Source organism: Streptomyces sp. NPDC002573 (genome assembly GCF_042889625.1).
Classification (GTDB): Bacteria; Actinomycetota; Actinomycetes; order Streptomycetales; family Streptomycetaceae; genus Streptomyces; species Streptomyces gibsoniae.
This window is the reverse complement of the sequence record NZ_JBIARC010000019.1, coordinates 1-21889: the sequence shown is the minus strand read 5'-3', so window position 1 is coordinate 21889 and position 21889 is coordinate 1. Positions and strand designations below refer to the sequence as shown.

20 protein-coding genes are annotated in these 21889 nt (G+C 69.8%); 15 read left to right on the top strand and 5 right to left on the bottom strand.

The features are described from left to right. Positions 1 to 3 precede the first annotated feature (3 nt). From secF to ACFYX0_RS19360, 3 genes are all read left to right on the top strand, one after another. Complete coding sequence (secF, locus tag ACFYX0_RS19370; protein WP_388971678.1) at positions 4 to 1104, top strand: protein translocase subunit SecF; 1101 nt, start codon at positions 4 to 6, stop codon at positions 1102 to 1104. Next, positions 1101 to 1649 carry an adenine phosphoribosyltransferase gene (locus ACFYX0_RS19365; protein ID WP_355910124.1) on the top strand — a complete coding sequence of 183 codons (549 nt, stop codon included), beginning with the start codon at positions 1101 to 1103 and terminating at the stop codon, positions 1647 to 1649. The genes secF and ACFYX0_RS19365 overlap by 4 nt, the downstream gene beginning before the upstream one ends. Positions 1650 to 1887: 238 nt before the next feature. Continuing rightward, positions 1888 to 4419, top strand: a complete 2532-nt coding sequence (locus tag ACFYX0_RS19360; RefSeq protein ID WP_388971676.1) for a RelA/SpoT family protein — start codon at positions 1888 to 1890, stop codon at positions 4417 to 4419. 67 nt (positions 4420 to 4486) lie between these two features. On the opposite strand, the gene ACFYX0_RS19355 is transcribed toward ACFYX0_RS19360, so the two are convergent. After that, positions 4487 to 5716, bottom strand: a complete 1230-nt coding sequence (locus ACFYX0_RS19355; protein ID WP_388971674.1) for a DUF349 domain-containing protein — start codon at positions 5714 to 5716, stop codon at positions 4487 to 4489. A 135-nt stretch (positions 5717 to 5851) separates the two neighbouring features. Continuing rightward, positions 5852 to 6697 (bottom strand): peptidylprolyl isomerase, encoded by an 846-nt coding sequence (locus tag ACFYX0_RS19350; protein ID WP_388971672.1) that lies wholly within the window; start codon positions 6695 to 6697, stop codon positions 5852 to 5854. A gap of 168 nt (positions 6698 to 6865) precedes the next feature. On the opposite strand from ACFYX0_RS19350, the gene ACFYX0_RS19345 reads away from it, so the two are divergent. Next, positions 6866 to 7576 carry an MBL fold metallo-hydrolase gene (locus ACFYX0_RS19345; RefSeq protein ID WP_355910135.1) on the top strand — a complete coding sequence of 237 codons (711 nt, stop codon included), beginning with the start codon at positions 6866 to 6868 and terminating at the stop codon, positions 7574 to 7576. Positions 7577 to 7586: 10 nt separating this feature from the next. Further along, the gene (hisS, locus tag ACFYX0_RS19340) at positions 7587 to 8849 is read left to right on the top strand and encodes a histidine--tRNA ligase (RefSeq protein ID WP_388971670.1); all 1263 of its coding nucleotides are present in this window, start codon (positions 7587 to 7589) and stop codon (positions 8847 to 8849) included. Between the two features lie 106 nt (positions 8850 to 8955). On the opposite strand, the gene ACFYX0_RS19335 is transcribed toward hisS, so the two are convergent. From ACFYX0_RS19335 to ACFYX0_RS19325, 3 genes are read right to left on the bottom strand one after another with little or no spacing between them, the layout of a single operon-like run. Beyond that, positions 8956 to 9621: a response regulator gene (locus tag ACFYX0_RS19335; RefSeq protein WP_388971668.1), complete on the bottom strand. Its 666-nt coding sequence runs from the start codon at positions 9619 to 9621 to the stop codon at positions 8956 to 8958. Next, on the bottom strand, positions 9618 to 10463 hold the full coding sequence (locus ACFYX0_RS19330; protein ID WP_388971666.1) for an ABC transporter permease: 846 nt from the start codon (positions 10461 to 10463) through the stop codon (positions 9618 to 9620). Before ACFYX0_RS19330 ends, ACFYX0_RS19335 begins: the two co-directional genes overlap by 4 nt. Beyond that, complete coding sequence (locus tag ACFYX0_RS19325) at positions 10460 to 11326, bottom strand: ABC transporter ATP-binding protein (RefSeq protein ID WP_388971664.1); 867 nt, start codon at positions 11324 to 11326, stop codon at positions 10460 to 10462. Before ACFYX0_RS19325 ends, ACFYX0_RS19330 begins: the two co-directional genes overlap by 4 nt. 141 nt (positions 11327 to 11467) lie before the next feature. Here ACFYX0_RS19325 and ACFYX0_RS19320 point away from each other — a divergent pair, with 141 nt between their 5' ends. The 10 genes from ACFYX0_RS19320 to ACFYX0_RS19275 all read left to right on the top strand — a co-directional run. After that, a complete protein-coding gene (locus tag ACFYX0_RS19320) occupies positions 11468 to 12124 on the top strand; it encodes a vitamin K epoxide reductase family protein (protein ID WP_355910144.1) in 657 nt (218 codons plus the stop codon). Positions 12125 to 12205: 81 nt separating this feature from the next. Next, a complete protein-coding gene (locus ACFYX0_RS19315; protein WP_388971662.1) occupies positions 12206 to 13561 on the top strand; it encodes a replication-associated recombination protein A in 1356 nt (451 codons plus the stop codon). A 386-nt stretch (positions 13562 to 13947) separates the two neighbouring features. Next, on the top strand, positions 13948 to 14562 hold the full coding sequence (gene rpsD / locus ACFYX0_RS19310) for a 30S ribosomal protein S4 (protein WP_311696037.1): 615 nt from the start codon (positions 13948 to 13950) through the stop codon (positions 14560 to 14562). A gap of 292 nt (positions 14563 to 14854) precedes the next feature. Further along, entirely contained in the window at positions 14855 to 15322 is a 468-nt protein-coding gene (locus ACFYX0_RS19305) for a DUF948 domain-containing protein (protein WP_311696035.1), read from the top strand. 7 nt (positions 15323 to 15329) lie between these two features. Next, the gene (locus tag ACFYX0_RS19300) at positions 15330 to 15677 is read left to right on the top strand and encodes a hypothetical protein (RefSeq protein ID WP_388971660.1); all 348 of its coding nucleotides are present in this window, start codon (positions 15330 to 15332) and stop codon (positions 15675 to 15677) included. Beyond that, complete coding sequence (gene alaS / locus ACFYX0_RS19295) at positions 15677 to 18349, top strand: alanine--tRNA ligase (protein ID WP_388971658.1); 2673 nt, start codon at positions 15677 to 15679, stop codon at positions 18347 to 18349. Before ACFYX0_RS19300 ends, alaS begins: the two co-directional genes overlap by 1 nt. Before the next feature lie 13 nt (positions 18350 to 18362). Then, positions 18363 to 18827, top strand: coding sequence for a Holliday junction resolvase RuvX (ruvX, locus tag ACFYX0_RS19290; RefSeq protein WP_388971656.1), 465 nt, complete (start codon positions 18363 to 18365; stop codon positions 18825 to 18827). A gap of 123 nt (positions 18828 to 18950) precedes the next feature. Continuing rightward, the gene (gene mltG / locus ACFYX0_RS19285; RefSeq protein ID WP_388971653.1) at positions 18951 to 20717 is read left to right on the top strand and encodes an endolytic transglycosylase MltG; all 1767 of its coding nucleotides are present in this window, start codon (positions 18951 to 18953) and stop codon (positions 20715 to 20717) included. Then, positions 20714 to 21550 carry a shikimate dehydrogenase gene (locus ACFYX0_RS19280; RefSeq protein WP_388971651.1) on the top strand — a complete coding sequence of 279 codons (837 nt, stop codon included), beginning with the start codon at positions 20714 to 20716 and terminating at the stop codon, positions 21548 to 21550. The genes mltG and ACFYX0_RS19280 overlap by 4 nt, the downstream gene beginning before the upstream one ends. A 214-nt stretch (positions 21551 to 21764) precedes the next feature. Next, positions 21765 to 21889, top strand: a 125-nt coding sequence (locus tag ACFYX0_RS19275; RefSeq protein ID WP_388971824.1) for a chorismate synthase, incomplete at its 3' end; no start/stop codon positions are given.

Here is a 21889-nt window from a genome sequence, read left to right as displayed (position 1 = left end):
GAGATGTCGAAGCTCGGCAACCTCGGCGCCCGGCTCCACCGAGGCGAGGTCGGTTACGACTTCGTCGCCAACCGCAAGATCTGGTACGGCATCTCGATCCTGATCACCATCACGGCCATCCTGGGCCTGACGGTGCGCGGCCTGAACATGGGCATCGAGTTCCAGGGTGGAGCGATCTTCACCACCCCGAAGACGAGCGTCTCGGTGACCCAGGCCGAGACCTACGCCCAGGACGCCTCCGGCCACCCCGCCGTCGTGCAGAAGCTCGGCACGGGCGGCCTGCGCATCCAGGTCGCGGGGGTCGACACAGACAAGGCCGACCAGATCAAGGACACGCTGGCCAAGGACCTGAACGTCGGCTCCGAGCAGATCAACGCCGACCTGGTCGGCCCCAGCTGGGGTGAGCAGATCGCCAGCAAGGCCTGGCAGGGCCTGGCGATCTTCATGGTGCTCGTGGTGATCTACCTGGCGATCGCCTTCGAGTGGCGGATGGCGCTGGCCGCCCTGGTGGCGCTGATCCACGACATCACCATCACGACCGGTATCTACGCCCTCGTCGGCTTCGAGGTGACGCCCGGTACGGTGATCGGTCTGCTGACGATCCTCGGTTACTCGCTCTACGACACGGTCGTCGTCTTCGACAGCCTCAAGGAGCAGACGAAGGACCTCACCAAGCAGACCCGCTGGACCTACAGCGACGTCGCCAACCGCTCGATCAACAGCACCCTGGTCCGCTCCATCAACACCACGGTGGTGGCGCTGCTGCCGGTGGCCGGCCTGCTGTTCATCGGTGGCGGCTTCCTCGGCGCCGGCACGCTGAACGACATCTCGCTGTCGCTGTTCGTCGGCCTCGCGGCCGGTGCCTACTCGTCGATCTTCATCGCCACGCCGCTCGTCGCCGACCTCAAGGAGCGCGAGCCGCAGATGAAGGCCCTCAGGAAGCGGGTCATGGCCAAGCGCGCCCAGGCCGCCGCCGAGGACGAGACCTACGAGCCGCAGATCGCCGACGAGCCGCAGGACGCCACGCCCGCCGTCGTCGGCCAGCGCCACCAGCCCGCGTCCCGTGGCCGCGGTCGCGGCCGACCCTCAGGAAAGCGTCGATGACCGACACCACTGACATAAGGCACCTTCTGCTCAGCCGCATCCGCGACGTACCCGACCACCCGGAGCCGGGCGTGATGTTCAAGGACATCACCCCGCTCCTGTCGGACCCGGCGGCCTTCAGCGCGCTGACCGACGCACTGGCGGAGCTCGTCGTGCGGCACGGCGCGACGAAGATCGTCGGCCTGGAGGCCCGCGGGTTCATCCTGGGCGCCCCGGTCGCCGTCCGCGCCGGCGTCGGCTTCATCCCCGTCCGCAAGGCGGGCAAGCTCCCCGGAGCCACCCTGCGCCAGGCCTACGACCTGGAGTACGGCTCCGCGGAGATCGAGGTGCACGCCGAGGACCTGACCGCGGGCGACCGCGTGATGGTCGTCGACGACGTTCTCGCCACCGGCGGTACCGCCGAGGCCTCGCTCCAGCTCATCCGCCGGGCGGGCGCCGAGGTCGCCGGGGTGTCCGTGCTCATGGAGCTGGGCTTCCTGGGCGGCCGTGCCCGGCTGGAGCCGGCCCTCGCCGGTGCGCCCCTGGAGGCGCTCCTTCAGATCTGAGACACGTCGAAGACAGGTCTCGGTCAGGTCCGGCATCCGTGCGGGACACCCCCGCGCAAGGCCGTGGAAGGCCGCCGTACACCGTGAGGCGGGCCCGGAGGAATCCGACGCCCGCCTCATGCGTTTCCCCCGTAGCAGACCGTCCCTTCGGCCTGAGGGCGAGCCCGGAGCCCGGGATCGCTACCATGGGGTTTCCGGAGCCTGACCGGGGGACCCGGATCGCGCACGAGGAGCCCTCTTGCCAGACGAGGCCCAGCACCTGACCGCCGCCAAGCCCGACCCGTCGTCGAAGGCCGCGGCCCAGCCCGCGCGCAGCGCGCAGGACGTCCCGCACGGGCCGGTCGAGCACGCCCAGTCGGCGCCCGTCGAGCCGGCCGCCGAGCGGCCCCGGCCCAAGCCGGCCGCCGCCGAGCGCACCCCCGCGGTCCGTCCCGCTCCGGCCCCGCCCGCCCGCTCCGGCTCCTCCAACCGTGTCCGCGCCCGCCTCGCCCGCCTCGGCGTCCAGCGCGCCAACCCGTACAACCCGGTCCTGGAGCCGCTGCTGCGGATAGTGCGCAGCAACGACCCGAAGATCGAGAACTCGACGCTCCGCCAGATCGAGCGCGCCTACCAGGTCGCCGAGCGCTGGCACCGCGGCCAGAAGCGCAAGAGCGGCGACCCGTACATCACCCACCCGCTCGCGGTGACCACGATCCTCGCCGAGCTGGGCATGGACCCGGCCACCCTGATGGCGGGCCTGCTGCACGACACCGTCGAGGACACCGAGTACGGCCTGGACCAGCTGCGCCGCGACTTCGGCGACACCGTGGCCCTCCTCGTGGACGGCGTCACCAAGCTGGACAAGGTCAAGTTCGGCGAGGCCGCGCAGGCCGAGACCGTACGCAAGATGGTCGTCGCGATGGCCAAGGACCCCCGCGTCCTGGTCATCAAGCTGGCCGACCGTCTGCACAACATGCGCACCATGCGCTATCTCAAGCGCGAGAAGCAGGAGAAGAAGGCGCGCGAGACCCTGGAGATCTACGCGCCGCTCGCCCACCGCCTGGGCATGAACACCATCAAGTGGGAGCTGGAGGACCTCGCCTTCGCGATCCTCTACCCCAAGATGTACGACGAGATCGTCCGGCTGGTCGCCGAGCGCGCGCCCAAGCGCGACGAGTATCTGGCGATAGTGACCGACGAGGTCCAGGGCGATCTGCGCGCGGCCCGGATCAAGGCGACGGTCACCGGCCGGCCCAAGCACTACTACAGCGTCTACCAGAAGATGATCGTCCGCGGCCGTGACTTCGCGGAGATCTACGACCTGGTCGGCATCCGCGTCCTCGTCGACACCGTCCGCGACTGCTATGCGGCACTGGGCACGGTCCACGCCCGCTGGAACCCGGTTCCGGGGCGGTTCAAGGACTACATCGCGATGCCCAAGTTCAACATGTACCAGTCGCTGCACACGACGGTGATCGGCCCCAACGGCAAGCCCGTCGAACTGCAGATCCGCACCTTCGACATGCACCGCCGCGCGGAGTACGGCATCGCCGCGCACTGGAAGTACAAGCAGGAGGCCGTGGCTGGCGCCTCCAAGATCCGTACGGACGCGCCCCGTTCGAGCACCAAGAACGCCAAGGACCACGACGCCGTCAACGACATGGCGTGGCTGCGGCAGTTGCTCGACTGGCAGAAGGAGACCGAGGACCCGAGCGAGTTCCTCGAGTCCCTGCGCTTCGACCTGTCGCGCAACGAGGTCTTCGTCTTCACCCCGAAGGGCGATGTCATAGCGCTGCCGGCCGGGGCCACCCCGGTGGACTTCGCGTACGCGGTCCACACCGAGGTCGGCCACCGGACGATAGGCGCGCGGGTCAACGGCCGTCTGGTACCGCTCGAATCCACCCTGGACAACGGCGACTTGGTGGAGGTCTTCACCTCCAAGGCACCCGGCGCGAGCCCGTCCCGCGACTGGCTCGGCTTCGTGAAGTCGCCGCGCGCCCGCAACAAGATCCGGGCGTGGTTCTCCAAGGAACGGCGCGACGAGGCGATCGAGCAGGGCAAGGACGCCATCGCGCGGGCCATGCGCAAGCAGAACCTGCCGATCCAGCGCATCCTGACCGGCGACTCGCTCGTGACCCTCGCCCACGAGATGCGCTACCCCGACATCTCCTCGCTGTACGCGGCGATCGGCGAGGGCCATGTCGCGGCCCAGAACGTCGTGCAGAAGCTGGTGCAGGCGCTCGGCGGCGAGGAGGCCGCCACCGAGGAGATCGACGAGGCCGTCCCGCCGACCCGCAGCCGCGGTCGCAAGCGGCGCCGCAGCCAGGACCCCGGCGTGGTGGTCAAGGGCGTCGAGGACGTCTGGGTCAAACTGGCCCGCTGCTGTACGCCCGTCCCCGGCGACCCCATCATCGGCTTCGTCACCCGCGGCAGCGGCGTATCGGTTCACCGCACCGACTGTGTGAACGTCGAGTCACTGTCGCGCGAGCCCGAACGCATCCTCGACGTGGAATGGGCCCCGACCCAGTCGTCCGTCTTCCTGGTGGCGATCCAGGTGGAGGCACTGGACCGCTCGCGGCTGCTCTCGGATGTCACCCGGGTCCTGTCCGACCAGCACGTCAACATCCTCTCGGCCGCGGTGCAGACGTCCCGCGACCGGGTCGCCACCTCCCGCTTCACCTTCGAGATGGGCGACCCGAAACACCTGGGCCATGTCCTGAAGGCCGTACGGGGCGTCGAGGGCGTGTACGACGTCTACCGCGTGACGTCGGCCCGCCGGCCGTCGGACTGACCGGCCCGCACACGGAAAGGGGGGCTCCCGTACGCACCGTACGGGAGCCCCCTCTGTGTGGCAGGTGTCAGCCGCCGAACTCCTGGAGACCCTTCAGGGCCTGCTCCAGGAGCGCCTGGCGGCCCTCCAGCTCCCGCTCCAGCTTCTCGGCCTTGGCGTTGTTGCCCTGGGACCGAGCCTGCTCGATCTGGCCCCGGAGCTTGTCCACGGCGGCCTGCAGCTGACCGGTCAGGCCCTCGGCGCGCGCCCGGGCCTCCGGGTTCGTGCGCCGCCACTCGGCCTCCTCGGCCTCCTGGATGGCCCGCTCGACCGAGTGCATCCGGCCCTCGACCCGCGACCGGGCGTCGCGCGGCACATGCCCGATGGCCTCCCACCGCTCGTTGATCGAGCGGAAGGCGGCACGGGAGGACTTGAGGTCCGTGATCGGCAGCAGTTTCTCCGCCTCCTCGGCCAGTTCCTCCTTGAGCTTGAGGTTCTCGGACTGCTCGGCGTCGCGCTCCGCGAAGACCGAGCTACGGGCGGCGAAGAACACGTCCTGGGCGCCGCGGAAGCGGTTCCACAGGTCGTCCTCATGCTCGCGCTGGGCGCGGCCCGCCGCCTTCCAGTCGGCCATCAGCTCACGGTAGCGCGCCGCCGTCGGACCCCAGTCCGTCGAGGCCGACAGCGCCTCGGCCTCGGCGACCAGCTTCTCCTTGGTCTTGCGGGCGTCCTCGCGCTGCGCGTCGAGCTGCGCGAAGTGCGCCTTGCGACGCTTGGAGAACGCCGACCGCGCGTGCGAGAAGCGGTGCCACAGTTCGTCGTCCGACTTGCGGTCGAGCCGCGGCAGCCCCTTCCAGGTGTCCACCAGCGCCCGCAGCCGCTCACCGGCGGCCCGCCACTGGTCGGACTGCGCCAGCTCCTCGGCCTCGACGACCAGCGACTCCTTCGAGTGGCGTGCCTCGTCGGACTGCTTGGCCCGCTGCGCCTTGCGCTCCTCACGGCGCGCCTCGACGGTCTCCACGAGCTTGTCCAGACGGCTCCGCAGCGATTCCAGGTCGCCGACCGCGTGGTGCGCGTCCACCTGTTCCCGCAGATGGCCGATCGCGGCCTGGGCGTCCTTCGCCGACAGATCGGTCGTCTGCACTCGCTTCTCGAGGAGGCCGATCTCGACCACCAGGCCCTCGTACTTGCGCTCGAAGTAGGCCAGCGCCTCCTCGGGGGAGCCGGCCTGCCAGGAACCGACGACCTGCTCACCGTCGGCCGTTCGCACGTACACGGTCCCCGTCTCGTCGACGCGGCCCCACGGGTCGCTGCTCACAGCGCCTCCTCCACATGATGCCTGCGAAGGGCTTCAGCGCCCCCGGGCATCGTCCACAGTTTCGTCACCGCCAACATAGGCGACCGGCGGGGCGGCTGTCCGCATCCCGCGCGACCGAAATTCCGCAGTTGACGGTCAGGATTTCGTCACCGTCGCCTTGTTGATCACGACAGTTGCGTTCGGTGCGGTGTTGCCCGTCGTGGGATCCGCGGGCTGGGCACCGGCGGCGGCGATCTTCTTCAGTACCTTCATGCCCGCGTCGGAGATGGTGCCGAACGGTGTGTAGTCGGCCGGCAGCGGACTGTCCTGGTAGACCAGGAAGAACTGGCTGCCGCCGCTGTTGCGGCCCTGCTGGGTCTGCGCGTTGTACTGGTTGGCCATCGCCACCGTGCCCGCCGGGTACACGTTCCCCTTGAGGCTCTTGTCCTTGAGATTCTCGTCCGGGATGGTGTAGCCGGGGCCGCCGGTGCCGGTGCCCTTGGGGTCGCCGCACTGCAGGACGTAAATCCCGCTCGTGACCAGACGGTGGCACTTGGTGTGGTCGAAGAAGCCCTGACCCGCCAGGAAGTTGAACGAGTTCACCGTGTGCGGGGCCGCCGTGTTCAGCGTGATGCCGATGTCGCCGCAGGTGGTGGCCAGGTTCATCGTGTACTTCGCCGACGTGTCGATCGTCATCGCCGGCTCCTTCTTCCAGCTCAGCTTCTTCACCGAGCCGGCCGCCGGCTTCGCGCACGGGTCCGGCGCCTTGCTGGTCGCCGAGGCGCTCGGGGAGACCTGCGCGCTCGTGTCGGCCTTCTTGTCGTCACTGGTGAAGGCCCCGGCCGTGTAGGACACCAGGCTGCCGACCACCACCACCCCGAGGACGGCGCCGACCACCGAGTTGCGCACGCGCGTCTTGCGCCGTGCGTCCGTACGTCGCTGCTGCTGCCGCAAGAACTTCTCCCGGGCGAGCTGCCGCCGCCGCTGTTCCTGGCTGACCACGGGGTTGTCTCCTCATGCGTCTCGTACACCGACCGGTACGCGTGCGTCAGGTGTGTCCTCCGCGTGCGTGTGCCCCGTACCGTATATGGGTTCGCTGAGGAATCGGCAGCGCCGGTAGGCTCTGACCGCGAAACAGTCACTCTCCGTACGACATACCTAAGGACGATCGTGCTGATTGCCGGGTTCCCCGCCGGGGCCTGGGGGACCAACTGTTACCTGGTCGCCCCCGCCGCTGGTGAGGAGTGCGTGATCATCGACCCGGGCCACCAGGCCGCCGAGGGAGTCGAGGAGCTGCTCCGGAAACATCGGCTGAAGCCTGTCGCCGTCGTCCTCACCCACGGTCACATCGACCATGTGGCCTCGGTCGTCCCGGTCTGCGGCGCGCACGACGTGCCGGCCTGGATCCACCCCGAGGACCGGTACATGATGAGCGACCCCGAGAAAGCGCTGGGACGGTCCATCGGGATGCCGCTGATGGGTGAGCTCACCGTGGGCGAGCCCGGCGACGTCAAGGAGCTCACCGACGGGGCGAAGCTGGAGCTGGCCGGTCTGGAGCTGTCCGTCGCGCACGCGCCCGGCCATACCAAGGGGTCGGTGACCTTCGGCATGCCCGAGGCGGCGGACATCCCGCCGATCTTCTTCTCGGGCGATCTGCTGTTCGCCGGCTCCATCGGACGCACCGACCTGCCCGGCGGTGACATGGCCGAGATGCTCGACTCGCTGGCCCGCGTGTGCCTGCCGCTCGACGACTCGACCGTGGTGCTGTCCGGCCACGGCCCCCAGACGACCATCGGCCAGGAGCGCGCCACCAACCCTTATCTGCGGCAGGTGGCCGCCGGCCCGGGAGTGGATGTGGACGCTCCCCGACGAGGAATGTGACGAGACCTTCGTGAGCACCTTCAAGGCCCCCAAGGGCACGTACGACCTGATCCCGCCGGATTCCGCCAAGTACCTCGCGGTGCGCGAGGCGATCGCCGCTCCGCTGCGCAACTCCGGCTACGGTTATATCGAGACTCCCGGCTTCGAGAGCGTGGAGCTGTTCGCGCGCGGCGTCGGCGAGTCCACCGACATCGTGACGAAGGAGATGTACGCATTCGAGACCAAGGGCGGCGACAGGCTCGCCCTGCGTCCTGAGGGCACGGCCTCCGTGCTGCGCGCCGCCCTGGAGGCCAACCTGCACAAGACGGGCAACCTCCCGGTCAAGCTCTGGTACTCGGGCTCGTACTACCGCTACGAGCGTCCGCAGAAGGGCCGCTACCGCCACTTCTCGCAGGTGGGCGCCGAAGCGATCGGCGCCGAGGACCCGGCCCTGGACGCCGAGCTGATCATCCTGGCTGACCAGGCCTACCGCTCGCTCGGTCTGCGCGACTTCCGCATCCTGCTCAACAGCCTGGGCGACAAGGAGTGCCGCCCGGTCTACCGCGCCGCGCTCCAGGACTTCCTGCGCGGCCTGGACCTGGACGAGGACACGCGCCGCCGCGTCGACATCAACCCGCTGCGGGTCCTCGACGACAAGCGCGAGTCGGTCCAGAAGCAGCTGACCGGTGCCCCGCTGCTGCGCGACTACCTGTGCGACGCGTGCAAGGCGTACCACGAGGAGGTCCGTGAGCTGATCACCGCGGCGGGGGTGTCCTTCGAGGACGACCCGAAGCTGGTGCGCGGCCTGGACTACTACACGCGGACCACCTTCGAGTTCGTCCACGACGGTCTGGGCTCCCAGTCCGCGGTGGGCGGCGGCGGACGCTACGACGGCCTCTCGGAGATGATCGGCGGCCCCGCGCTGCCGTCCGTGGGCTGGGCCCTCGGCGTCGACCGTACGGTGCTCGCGCTGGAGGCCGAGGGCATCGAGCTCCAACTGCCCGCGTCCACCAGCGTGTTCGCGGTCCCGCTGGGCGAAGAGGCCCGCCGGATCCTGTTCGGCAAGATCACCGAGCTGCGCAAGCTCGGTGTCGCGGCGGACTTCGCGTACGGCGGCAAGGGCCTCAAGGGCGCGATGAAGAACGCCAACCGCAGCGGCGCCCGCTACACGATCGTGGCCGGCGAACGCGATCTGGCCGAGGGCGTCGTCCAGCTCAAGGACATGGAGTCCGGCGAGCAGACGGCGGTCGGGGTCAACGAGATCGTGGCGGAGCTGGAGTCCCGGCTGGGCTGACCGGGTACGACACCGGCACGCAAGGGCCCTGGGCACACGCTGCCCAGGACCCTTCCCGTACCGCCGCGTCCCGCGTGGCATCGCGCCGGCCAGTGCCCCGGCGGGGTCAGGGGGCGAGGAGCCCGTGCCGCATCGCGCTGGTGACCGCCGCCGTTCTGTCGGCCACCCCGAGCTTGCCGAAGATCCGCAGCAGATGGGTCTTCACCGTCGACTCCCCGATGAACAGCCGTCGCCCGATCCCGGCGTTGGTGCAGCCCTCGGCCACCAGCCGCAGAACCGCCGTCTCCCGGTCCGACAGCCTGGGGGGCTCCGGCCTGGCGCGGAGCTGGTCGACCAGGCGGGCCGCCACCGAGGGCGCCAGCACACTCTCGCCCTGCGCCGCCGCCCGTACCGCGTCGGCCAGTTCGGCGCGCGGCAGATCCTTGAGCAGATACCCCGCCGCCCTGGCCTCCACGGCCCGCAGGATGTCCCGGTCCGTCTCGTACGTCGTCAGGACGATCACCCGGCACGGCAATCCGGCCTCCGTCATCCGGGCGATGGAGTCCACGCCCCCGCCGCCCGGCATCCGCAGATCCATGAGCACGATGTCCGGCCGGAGCCCGGCCGCCAGGGCCTCGGCCGGCGGTCCGCCGGCCGCGTCGGCGACGACCTCCAGATCGGGCTCCGCGTTCAGCATCGCGCGCAGCCCCTCTCGTACGACGGGGTGGTCGTCGGCGAGGACGCGCGCTGCGCCGGGATCGGTGCTCTCTCGCGCCGTGCCGGGCTCGGTCATCCTCCGCGCCGGTCCTTCCAGCGGAACGTCAGCAGACACAGGGCCAATCCTCCGACGCACCAGGCCGCGAGCACCAGGGCGATGCGCCCGAACTCCCAGCTGCCCGCCTGCTCCAGCACCTTCGCCGAGTCGGGCAGGAACACACCCCGCAGTCCCTGGCACAGCCACTTCAACGGGAACAGGGCGCCGATGTTCAGCATCCAGCCGGGGATGTTGTCGACGGAGATGTACACCCCGGAGATGAACTGCACCACCAGGAAGGGCAGGACGACCACCGAGCTGGCGCTCTTTGCGGACCTGGGTACGGAGCTGATCGCGATGCCGAGCAGCGCGCACGCGGTCAGCCCGAGCACGAAGATCCAGCCGAAGTCGAACCACTTCCCGGCCTCCGACGGCAGATGGACGCCGTACACGGTGGTCCCGACGAGCAGCAGGATCGCCGTCTCCAGCACACCGGTGAACAGGACCAGCCAGATCTTCCCCAGGAAGTAGGCGGTCGGGGGCATGGGGGTGCCGCGCAGCCTGCGCAGGACCTTCTCGTCGCGTTCCACCGCGATCGAGATCCCCAGGGACTGGAAACTCGTCGACATGATGCCCGAGGCCATCATCGCGGGCACATACAGCTGGGAGGCCGTGACGCCGGAGCCGCGCACGGCGTCGTGGAAGATCGACGCGAACAGGAACAGGAACACGACCGGGAAGGCGAAGGTGAACACCACCTGCTCGCGCTGCCGGAAGAACTGTTTGATCTCCAGGACGCCCCGGTGCAGTCCGAGCGCCCAGGCCCCGGGCAGCCGCCCGGCGGCGTCCGCCGTGCAGGTCCGTACGGCCGTAGTGGTCATCGCGCGTTCTCCTGTCCGGTCAGCCGCAGATACACGTCCTCCAAGGTGGGGCGGCTGATCCGCAGCCCCGGGATCTCGCCGCCGAAGCGTCCGGCCAGCTCGGTGACCGTCCGCGTCGGCGTCCCGGTGGACTCCCGGCGGGGCCTGCCGTCCGCCTCCGTCCACTCGACGACCGCGTCGCTGCCGAAGCGGTCCCGCAGCGCCGCCGCGGTGCCCTCGGCCACCACCCGGCCGCCGGCCACCACCGCCAGCCGGTCGGCCAGCTCCTCGGCCTCCTCCAGATAGTGGGTGGTGAGCAGGATGGTGGTGCCCTCGTCGGCGAGCGAGCGGATCAGCTCCCAGAACCGGCGCCGGGCCGCCGGGTCGAATCCGGTCGTCGGCTCGTCCAGGAGCAGCAGCTCCGGGTCGCCGATCACGCCGAGCGCCACGTCGAGCCGGCGGCGCTGCCCGCCCGACAGCCCCTTGATCCGGCTGTCCGCCTTCGCCTGGAGGCCCACCTGCCCGATGACCCTCTCGGGGTCACGCGGCCGGGGGTAGTAGCGGGCGAAATGCCGTACGGTCTCGCGGACCGTCAACTCCGCGGGCGCCGATTCGTCCTGCCAGACGATGCCTATTTTCGAGCGCCACGCGCGCGAGGCGCTCGCCGGATCCCTCCCGAGGACGGACACCTCGCCCCCGTCCCGGTCACGGTTGCCCTGGAGGATCTCCACGGTGGTGGTCTTGCCCGCCCCGTTGGGCCCGAGCAGGCCGAACACCTCGCCCCGGCGGATCTCGAGATCGAGCCCGTCGACCGCGGTGACGTCCCCGTAGCGCTTGCGCAGCCCGCGTACGTCCACCGCGAGCCCGTTCGTGTTTCGCGTCATGGCCAAGAGCCTCGGCCTGAACCGAACGTTCCGCGACGACCGTGCGTACTTCCTTACGTCCAACGAACGGTGGACACAGGGCCGTGTGCGGCACAATGACCTGAGCCCGCAGATCCAACCCCGAGCATCGGAATCGGCGTGATGACCAAGACGACAGTGCAGGCCGTCCCCACCGGACACATCGAACCGGAACGCACGGACGCTCCCCGGACGGTCGGCGGCAGCCGCGCGTTCGCCCTGCTGCTCGTGATCACCGGCGCGGCCGGCCTGCTCGCCGCGTGGGTCATCACGCTCGACAAGTTCAAGATCCTCGAGGGCAAGGTGAGCGGTAAGACGTTCACCCCCAGCTGCAGCATCAACCCGATCATCTCCTGCGGCAGCGTCATGGAGAGCAAGCAGGCCGGCGTGTTCGGCTTCCCCAACCCGATGCTCGGCCTCGTCTGCTACGGCATCGTCATCTGCGTCGGCGTGAGCCTGCTCACCCGGGTCCGCTTCCCCCGCTGGTACTGGCTGACCTTCAACGCCGGCACGCTCTTCGGTGTGGCTTTCTGCACCTGGCTGCAGTTCCAGTCGCTGTACCGGATCAACGCGCTGTGCCTGTGGTGCTCGCTGGCCTGGGTCGCCACGATCACCATGTTCTGGTACGTGACCTCGTTCAACGTCCGCAACGACTTCCTGCCCGCGCCGCGCCCCGTGAAGAACTTCCTCGGCGAGTTCACCTGGATCCTCCCGGTCACCCACGTCGGCATCATCGCGATGCTCATCCTGACCCGGTGGGGCAGCCAGCTCTGGGCCTGATCCGCGGGCGCTGACCGGGGGCCGCACGGCCCCCGCCCCGGGCCCGGCGGCGTTGTCAGTGGCGTGACATAGGGTTTCAGCGTGGAACCCGACCTGTTCACCGCCGCCGCAGAAGAACGCCAGGAGAAGGACCCGGCCGCGAGTCCCCTGGCGGTCCGTATGCGCCCGCGCACCCTCGACGAGGTGGTGGGCCAGCAGCATCTGCTCAAGCCGGGATCACCGCTGCGCAGACTGGTCGGCGAGGGCAGCGGCGGACCCGCCGGGCCCTCCTCGGTGATCCTCTGGGGGCCGCCCGGGACCGGCAAGACCACCCTGGCGTACGTCGTCTCCAAGGCCACCAACAAGCGCTTCGTGGAGCTGTCGGCGATCACCGCGGGCGTGAAGGAGGTCCGCGCGGTCATCGACGGCGCCCGGCGGGCCAGCGGCGGCTTCGGCAAGGAGACCGTCCTCTTCCTGGACGAGATCCATCGCTTCAGCAAGGCCCAGCAGGACTCCCTGCTCCCAGCCGTCGAGAACCGCTGGGTGACGCTCATCGCGGCGACCACGGAGAACCCGTACTTCTCGGTGATCTCCCCGCTGCTGTCCCGCTCCCTGCTGCTCACCCTGGAACCGCTCACCGACGACGACGTGCGCGGTCTGCTGCGCCGGGCCCTGACCGACGAGCGGGGCCTCGCCGGCGCCGTCACCCTGCCCGAGGACACCGAGTCCCATCTGCTGCGGATCGCCGGCGGTGACGCCCGCCGCGCACTGACGGCCCTGGAGGCCGCCGCTGGCGCCGCCCTCGACAAGGGCGAGGCGGAGATCGGCCTGACCACGCTGGAGGAGACGGTCGACCGCGCCGCGGTGAAGTACGACCGGGACGGCGACCAGCACTACGACGTGGCGAGCGCCCTCATCAAGTCGATCCGCGGCTCCGACGTGGACGCGGCCCTGCACTATCTGGCCCGGATGATCGAGGCCGGTGAGGACCCCCGCTTCATCGCCCGCCGCCTCATGATCTCCGCCAGCGAGGACATCGGCCTCGCCGATCCGAACGCGCTGCCGATCGCCGTCGCCGCCGCCCAGGCCGTCGCCATGATCGGCTTTCCGGAGGCCGCCCTCACCCTGAGCCACGCCACCATCGCCCTCGCGCTCGCCCCCAAGTCCAACTCGGCGACCACCGCGATCGGGGCCGCGATGGCGGACGTCCGGGCGGGCCTCGCCGGATCCGTCCCCCCGCATCTGCGCGACGGGCACTACAAGGGCGCAGCCAAGCTCGGCCACGCCCAGGGATATGTGTATCCGCACGACCTGCCGGAGGGCATCGCCGCCCAGCAGTACGCCCCCGACGCGATCAAGGACCGCGAGTACTACAGCCCGACCCGGCACGGCGCGGAGACGCGGTACGCGGACGCGGTGGAGTGGACCCGCAAGCACCTCGGCCGACGACGCTCCTGACGCCCGCGCCGGACGGCAGGCGGGGGTCAACGGCGGCCCCCGCACCCTGTAGACTTACCCGAAGCGCTGCGTCCCGTGTCCGGTACCTCAGAAATGAGGGGCCGGCACCACCAGAGCGGGACATCCAGCCGGAACCCCATCGCCGTACGGCACGGGGATCCAGGAGCGTCGCGCACCGTCGAACGGTGTCGCGGGCAGCCCACCACCTCCCGGTAGCCCGGAGACAGGTCGGTGGGCCACTCGCGTGCTGCACGTATGTGCCCAGACCAGGGGAGCGGCTACCCGGCAGGTCCCACGTGGACCCGCAGGGATTCCCCGGCTGCGGATGCGACCTCCCCTAACCCTGGTGAAGCCGATTCCATACAGAAACACGAGGTGTTTGGTTCATGGCGAACCAGTCCCGCCCCAAGGTCAAGAAGTCGCGTGCCCTCGGCATCGCGCTGACACCGAAGGCCGTCAAGTACTTCGAGGCCCGCCCCTACCCGCCGGGCGAGCACGGCCGTGGCCGCAAGCAGAACTCGGACTACAAGGTCCGTCTGCTGGAGAAGCAGCGTCTGCGCGCGCAGTACGACATCTCCGAGCGCCAGCTGGTCCGCGCCTACGAGCGTGCGTCCAAGGTCCAGGGCAAGACCGGTGAGGCCCTGATCGTCGAGCTGGAGCGCCGTCTCGACGCTCTGGTCCTGCGCTCGGGCATCGCCCGCACGATCTACCAGGCCCGCCAGATGGTCGTCCACGGCCACATCGAGGTCAACGGCCAGAAGGTCGACAAGCCGTCGTTCCGCGTCCGTCCCGACGACGTCGTGATGGTCCGCGAGCGCAGCCGTGAGAAGGCGCTCTTCCAGGTCGCCCGCGAGGGTGGCTTCGCCCCCGACGGTGAGACCCCGCGCTACCTCCAGGTGAACCTCAAGGCCCTGGCGTTCCGCCTGGACCGTGAGCCGAACCGCAAGGAGATCCCGGTGATCTGCGACGAGCAGCTCGTCGTCGAGTACTACGCCCGTTGATCCTCATTCGGCGGACGTAGCACCCCAGCGCATCGGCCCGTCGTCCCCCGCCCCTTCGGGCGGCCGGGACGGCGGGCCGTCGCATGTCCGGGCCGGATTCCGCGACGGGGACCGGGAGTTGACGCGACGCGCACGCGCGCGTACACGGTGCGTACGGAGCCCGTGCACCCGCGGTGTGCACGCCTCGTGCAACTCCGGTGCGCTCGGCCCGTAATCCGGTACGGACCGGCCGCCCCGGCGCGATAGGCTCGGGAGACGACTTTTCGATGTTCAGGCACGTTCTAGGGAGCGGGTGCACACGGTGTCCGGTGGAGAGGTGGCCGGGATTCTCGTGGCCGTCTTCTGGGCGATCCTGGTCTCCTTCCTCGCCGTCGCACTGGCGAGGCTGGCCCAGACGCTCAAGGCGACCACCAAGCTGGTGGCGGACGTGACCGACCAGGCCGTCCCCCTGCTGGCCGACGCCTCCGCGGCGGTGCGCTCCGCACAGACCCAGATCGACCGGGTCGACGCGATCGCGTCCGACGTCCAGGAGGTCACGTCGAACGCCTCGGCGCTGTCGACGACCGTCGCCTCCACCTTCGGCGGCCCTTTGGTGAAGGTCGCGGCGTTCGGCTACGGCGTACGCCGGGCGATCGCCGGCCGCCGTGAGAACGTGCCTGCCAAGGCGCCCCGGCGTACCGTGATCGTGGGCCGCACCGTCCCGTCCCAGCGACGGGGGAAGCGGAACAACCGGGGAAACAACCGGGAAGAGGGGCTCTGACGGAGCGATGTTCCGCCGTACGTTCTGGTTCACCACAGGCGTCGCAGCCGGTGTGTGGGCCACCACCAAGGTCAACCGCAAGCTGAGGCAACTGACCCCCGAGAGCCTGGCCGCGCAGGCGGCGAACAAGGCACTCGAGGCCGGTCACCGGCTCAAGGACCGCGCGCTGGACTTCGCGCTCGACGTCCGTGCCGGCATGGCCCAGCGTGAGGCGGAACTCGGCGACGCGCTCGGCCTGGACGCCCCCGTCGACCAGCTCCCGGGTCCGCGGCGGTACGCCGCCATCGAGAACAGCAACAACCCGAAGTACATCGAGACCACGATGTACTCGCACAATCGGAATGAGGACCACTGATGGAGTCGGCTGAAATCCGCCGCCGCTGGTTGAGCTTCTTCGAGGAGCGCGGTCACACCGTCGTCCCTTCGGCGTCGCTCATCGCGGACGACCCGACTCTGCTGCTCGTCCCGGCCGGCATGGTGCCCTTCAAGCCCTACTTCCTGGGTGAGGTCAAGCCGCCGTTCCCGCGCGCCACCAGCGTGCAGAAGTGCGTGCGCACGCCCGACATCGAAGAGGTCGGCAAGACCACGCGCCACGGCACCTTCTTCCAGATGTGCGGCAACTTCTCGTTCGGCGACTACTTCAAGGAAGGCGCCATCAAGCTCGCCTGGGAGCTGCTCACCTCGCCCCAGGACAAGGGCGGTTACGGCCTCGACCCCGAGCGTCTGTGGATCACCGTCTACAAGGACGACGACGAGGCCGAGCAGATCTGGCGCGACGTCGTCGGCGTCCCCGCCGAGCGCATCCAGCGCCTGGGCATGAAGGACAACTTCTGGTCCATGGGCGTCCCCGGCCCCTGCGGCCCGTGCTCCGAGATCAACTACGACCGCGGCCCCGAGTTCGGCGTCGAGGGCGGCCCCGCCGTCAACGACGAGCGGTACGTGGAGATCTGGAACCTCGTCTTCATGCAGTACGAGCGAGGCGAGGGCACCGGCAAGGACAACTTCGAGATCCTCGGCGACCTGCCGAGCAAGAACATCGACACCGGCCTCGGTCTTGAGCGCCTCGCCATGATTCTGCAGGGCGTGCAGAACATGTACGAGATCGACACCTCCATGGCCGTGATCAACAAGGCCACCGAGCTGACCGGTGTGGCCTACGGCGATGCCCACGGCTCGGACGTCTCGCTGCGTGTGGTCACCGACCATATGCGCACCGCCACCATGCTCATCGGTGACGGTGTGACCCCCGGCAACGAGGGCCGCGGCTACGTCCTGCGCCGCATCATGCGGCGTGCCATCCGCAACATGCGTCTGCTCGGCGCCACCGGTCCGGTCGTCAAGGACCTGATCGACGTCGTCATCCGCATGATGGGCCGGCAGTACCCCGAACTGGTCACCGACCGCGAGCGCATCGAGAAGGTCGCCCTCGCCGAGGAGAACGCCTTCCTCAAGACACTGAAGGCCGGCACCAACATCCTGGACACCGCCGTGACCGAGACCAAGGCCGCCGGCGGTACGGTCCTGTCCGGCGACAAGGCCTTCCTGCTCCACGACACCTGGGGCTTCCCGATCGACCTCACCCTCGAGATGGCCGCCGAGCAGGGCCTGGCGGTGGACGAGGACGGCTTCCGCCGCCTGATGAAGGAGCAGCGGGAGCGCGCCAAGGCCGACGCCCAGGCCAAGAAGACCGGCCACGCCGACCTCGGCGCCTACCGCGAGATCGCCGACTCCTCCGGCGAGACCGACTTCATCGGCTACTCCGACACCGAGGGCGAGTCCACGGTCGTCGGCATCCTCGTCGACGGTGCCTCCTCCCCGGCCGCCACCGAGGGCGACGAGGTCGAGATCGTGCTCGACCGCACCCCCTTCTACGCCGAGGGCGGCGGCCAGATCGGCGACACCGGCCGTATCCGCACGGACTCCGGTGCCGTGATCGAGGTCCGCGACACCCAGAAGCCGGTCCCGGGCGTCTATGTCCACAAGGGCGTCGTCCAGGTCGGCGAGGTCACCGTCGGCGCCAAGGTCCATGCCTCGATCGACCTCCGCCGTCGCAAGGCCATCGCCCGCGCCCACTCGGCCACCCACCTCACCCACCAGGCCCTGCGGGACGCCCTCGGCCCGACGGCCGCCCAGGCCGGTTCCGAGAACCAGCCGGGCCGCTTCCGCTTCGACTTCGGCTCCCCGTCGGCCGTCCCGACGGCCGTGATGTCCGACGTCGAGCAGAAGATCAACGAGGTGCTCGCCCGCGATCTCGACGTGCACGCCGAGATCATGGGCATCGACGAGGCCAAGAAGCAGGGCGCCATCGCCGAGTTCGGCGAGAAGTACGGCGAGCGGGTCCGCGTCGTGACCATCGGCGACTTCTCCAAGGAGCTGTGCGGCGGCACGCATGTGCACAACACCGCCCAGCTGGGCTTGGTGAAGCTGCTCGGCGAGTCCTCGATCGGCTCCGGAGTCCGTCGTATCGAGGCCCTGGTCGGCGTCGACGCCTACCACTTCCTCGCCCGGGAGCACACGGTCGTCAACCAGCTCACCGAGCTGCTCAAGGGCCGCCCGGAGGAACTGCCGGAGAAGGTCGCCGGAATGCTCGGCAAGCTGAAGGACGCCGAGAAGGAGATCGAGAAGTTCCGCGCGGAGAAGGTGCTGCAGGCCGCCGCCGGTCTTGTCGAGTCCGCCAGGGACATCCGCGGGATCGCCGTCGTCACCGGGCAGGTCCCGGACGGCACCACCCCGGACGACCTGCGCAAGCTGGTCCTCGACGTGCGGGGCCGCATCCAGGGCGGACGCGCCGCCGTGGTCGCCCTGTTCACCGTGAACAACGGCAAGCCGCTCACGGTCATCGCCACCAACGAGGCCGCCCGTGAGCGTGGTCTGAAGGCCGGCGACCTGGTCCGTACGGCCGCCAAGACCCTCGGCGGCGGCGGTGGCGGCAAGCCGGACGTCGCCCAGGGCGGCGGCCAGAACCCGGCCGCCGTCGGCGAGGCCGTCGAGGCCGTCGAGCGCCTGGTCGCCGAGACCGCCAAGTAGGACGGTCACACAGATGAGAAGAGGACGCCGACTCGCGATCGACGTCGGTGACGCCCGGATCGGGGTCGCCTCGTGCGACCCCGACGGGATCCTCGCCACCCCGGTGGAGACGGTTCCAGGACGGGACGTTCCGGCGGCCCAGCGCCGGCTGAAGCAGCTCGTCGAGGAGTACGAACCGATCGAGGTCGTCGTCGGCCTGCCTCGCTCCCTCAAGGGAGGCGAGGGTCCGGCCGCGGTAAAGGTTCGCGGCTTCACACAGGAGCTGGCCCGTTCGATCGCACCTGTGCCGGTGCGACTCGTGGACGAGCGGATGACGACGGTGACGGCAGGTCAAGGACTGCGCGCCTCCGGCGTGAAGTCCAAGAAGGGCCGGTCCGTGATCGACCAGGCAGCGGCCGTCATCATCCTCCAGCAGGCCCTCGAATCCGAACGGGTGTCAGGTAAAGCACCCGGCGAGGGCGTCGAAGTGGTCATCTGATCGCGATACGGTAACGTTCCGCGCGATGCGATGGTGTTCGAACAGCCACCGCACAGCAAAGAGGCGGAACGGAAGCCGGGGCACCGGAGCCCGCGACCGCCGCCTCGCGGCTCTAGGGGATCGATGACTGAGTATGGCCGGGGCCAAGGCTCCGCACCGTGGCATCCGGAGGACCCGTTGTACGGGGACGGCGGATGGGGAGGACAGCAGGCCCATGCCGGCCAGTCCCCTCACGGCGGCCGGCCGCAGCAGCACCCGGAGCAGGCACAGCAGCACTACGGCGGCTGGAACGGCGCGCAGGGCGACCCGTACGGCCAGGGGCAGCAGGGACACCAGCAGTACCCCGGCCACGGCGGGCAGCAGTACCCGGGCCAGTACCAGCAGCAGAACGGGCAGCAGTACCCGCAGCAGGTGCCGGACGGACAGCAGTACCAGCAGGGGCCGCAGCAGAACGCGGGGCCCTATCCCGGCGGGCACCAGCAGGATTACGGCGACGGGAACTGGGGCGGCGGTCAGGGGCAGGGTCAAGGTCAGGGCCCCTACGCCGCCGGCCCCGGGGACCCGTACGGCGCCCAGAGCGGTGCCTACGGCGCTGAGCAGCCCGACCACTACCAGACGCCGGACGCCTATCCGCCGCCCGAGCCGCCGCACCGCAGGAAGGCCGAACCCGAGCCGGAGACCGACTGGGACCCGGGCCCGGACCAGGGCGAACACGCCTTCTTCGCGGGAGACGACGCCGACGACGACGATGACGACGAGAGCCGTGGCCGCGGCGACCGCCGGGGACGCGGCGGCAAGGGCAAGAAGCGCCGCAACGGCTGCGCCTGCCTGGTCGTCGTCCTGGTCCTCGGCGGCGGCATCGGCGGAGTCGGCTACTTCGGGTGGCAGTACTACCAAAATCGTTTCGGCGCTGCGCCCGACTATGTCGGCGAGGGCAGCGGCGAGCCGGTCACGGTCACCATCCCCAAGGGGTCCGGCGGTTACGCCATCGGCCAGGTGCTCAAGCAGGCCGGTGTCGTCAAGAGCGTCGACGCGTTCGTCGCGGCCCAGGAGCAGAACCCGAACGGCAAGTCGCTCCAGGCGGGCACGTACACGCTGAAGAAGCACATGTCCGCGGCGGCGGCCGTGCAGATGATGCTCAGCCCGGCGAGCAAGAACAACCTGATCATCGCCGAGGGCTGGCGCAACACGAAGATCTACGCGGCGATCGACGGCCGTCTGCAGCTCAAGGCGGGCACCACCCAGGCCCTCGCCAAGAAGGAGTGGAAGAGCTTCGGCCTGCCCGACTGGGCCGACACCAACAGCAGCATCCAGGACCCGCTGGAAGGGTTCCTCTACCCGTCCAGCTATCCGGTCGCCAAGGGCATGAAGCCCGAGGACGTCCTCAAACAGATGGTCGACATGGCCAAGGAGAAGTACGCCGAGTACGGCCTCCAGGCCAAGGCGAAGAACCTCAACCTGGACAACCCGCTCCAGGTCCTGACGGTCGCGAGCCTCGTCCAGGCCGAGGGCAAGTCCAAGCGCGACTTCGAGAAGGTCGCCACGGTCGTCTACAACCGGCTCAAGCCGAACAACACCGAGACCGCGGGCCGGCTCGAGTTCGACTCGACGGTGAACTACCTGCGCGGCGAGTCCAAGCTCGCCACCGGTTCCGTCGACGGCCTCCGGAAGATAGACAACCCGTACAACACCTACCGGGTCCGGGGCCTGCCCCCCGGTCCGATCGACAACCCCGGCGAAGTGGCGATCAAGGCCGCGCTCAACCCGGCCAAGGGCGACTGGTACTACTTCGTCTCGATCAGCGACAACGAGACGCTGTTCGCCGTGACCAACGCGGAGCAGGAACGCAACCGCGAGAAGTACCTCGAAGAGCAGAAGAAGGGACAATGACGAGCACTGCCGGCAAGCGCCGGGCCGCCGTCCTCGGCTCCCCGATCGCCCACTCCCTCTCCCCGGTGCTGCACCGCGCCGCGTACGACGAGCTGGGACTGACGAACTGGTCCTACGACCGGTTCGAGATCGATGAGGCGGCGCTGCCGGGGTTCTTCGCGGACCTCGGACCCGAATGGGCCGGACTCTCGCTGACCATGCCGCTCAAGCGGGCCGTCATCCCCCTGCTCGACACGATCAGCGACACCGCGGCCGGCGTCGAGGCGGTGAACACGGTGGTGTTCACCGAGGACGGGCGCCGCGTCGGTGACAACACCGACATCCCCGGGATGGTCGCCGCGCTGCGCGAACGGGGCGTGGAGCAGGTCGACTCCGCCGCGATCCTCGGCGCGGGCGCGACCGCGTCCTCCGCGCTGGCCGCCCTCGCCCGCATCTGCACCGGCGAGGTCGTCGCCTATGTCCGCAGCGAGGCGCGGGCCGTCGAGATGCGGCAGTGGGGCGAGCGGATCGGCATCGACGTCCGGACAGCCGACTGGTCGCAGGCCGCCCGGGCGCTGCACGCCCCGCTGGTCGTCGCCACCACCCCGGCCGGGACCACGGACGCACTCGTCGCCGACGTCCCGGAGCGCCCCGCGACCCTCTTCGACGTGCTCTACGACCCCTGGCCCACCGCCCTCGCGGCACGCTGGTCCGCGCACGGCGGCGCCGTCGTCAGCGGCCTCGACCTGCTGGTGCACCAGGCGGTGCTCCAGGTCGAACAGATGACGGGCCGCTCCCCGGTACCGGTGGACGCCATGCGCAAGGCGGGGGAGCACGCCCTGGCGGCTCGCTAGGCGACAGCCCTCGGAACGGCCCGCTCACGACCGCCCAGGAGCGAGGGAACCCCGTGCGCGGGCGTCCGTCTGATGGACCTGGGACCGGTTCACACCGCTGGACGTGGGAGGATCGGTGGTGGCGGGCCGGGGCCGCGCACCCGGTCGCGCTGTCGCCGTACGCGAGGACGCGCGTACGCAGGGCAGTACCAGGCGCGAGCACTGAGGAGCACCGTTGAGCAGGTTGCGCTGGCTGACCGCGGGCGAGTCCCACGGTCCCGCACTTGTCGCGACGCTGGAGGGCCTTCCCGCCGGCGTGCCGATCACCACGGACATGGTGGCGGATCACCTCGCGCGGCG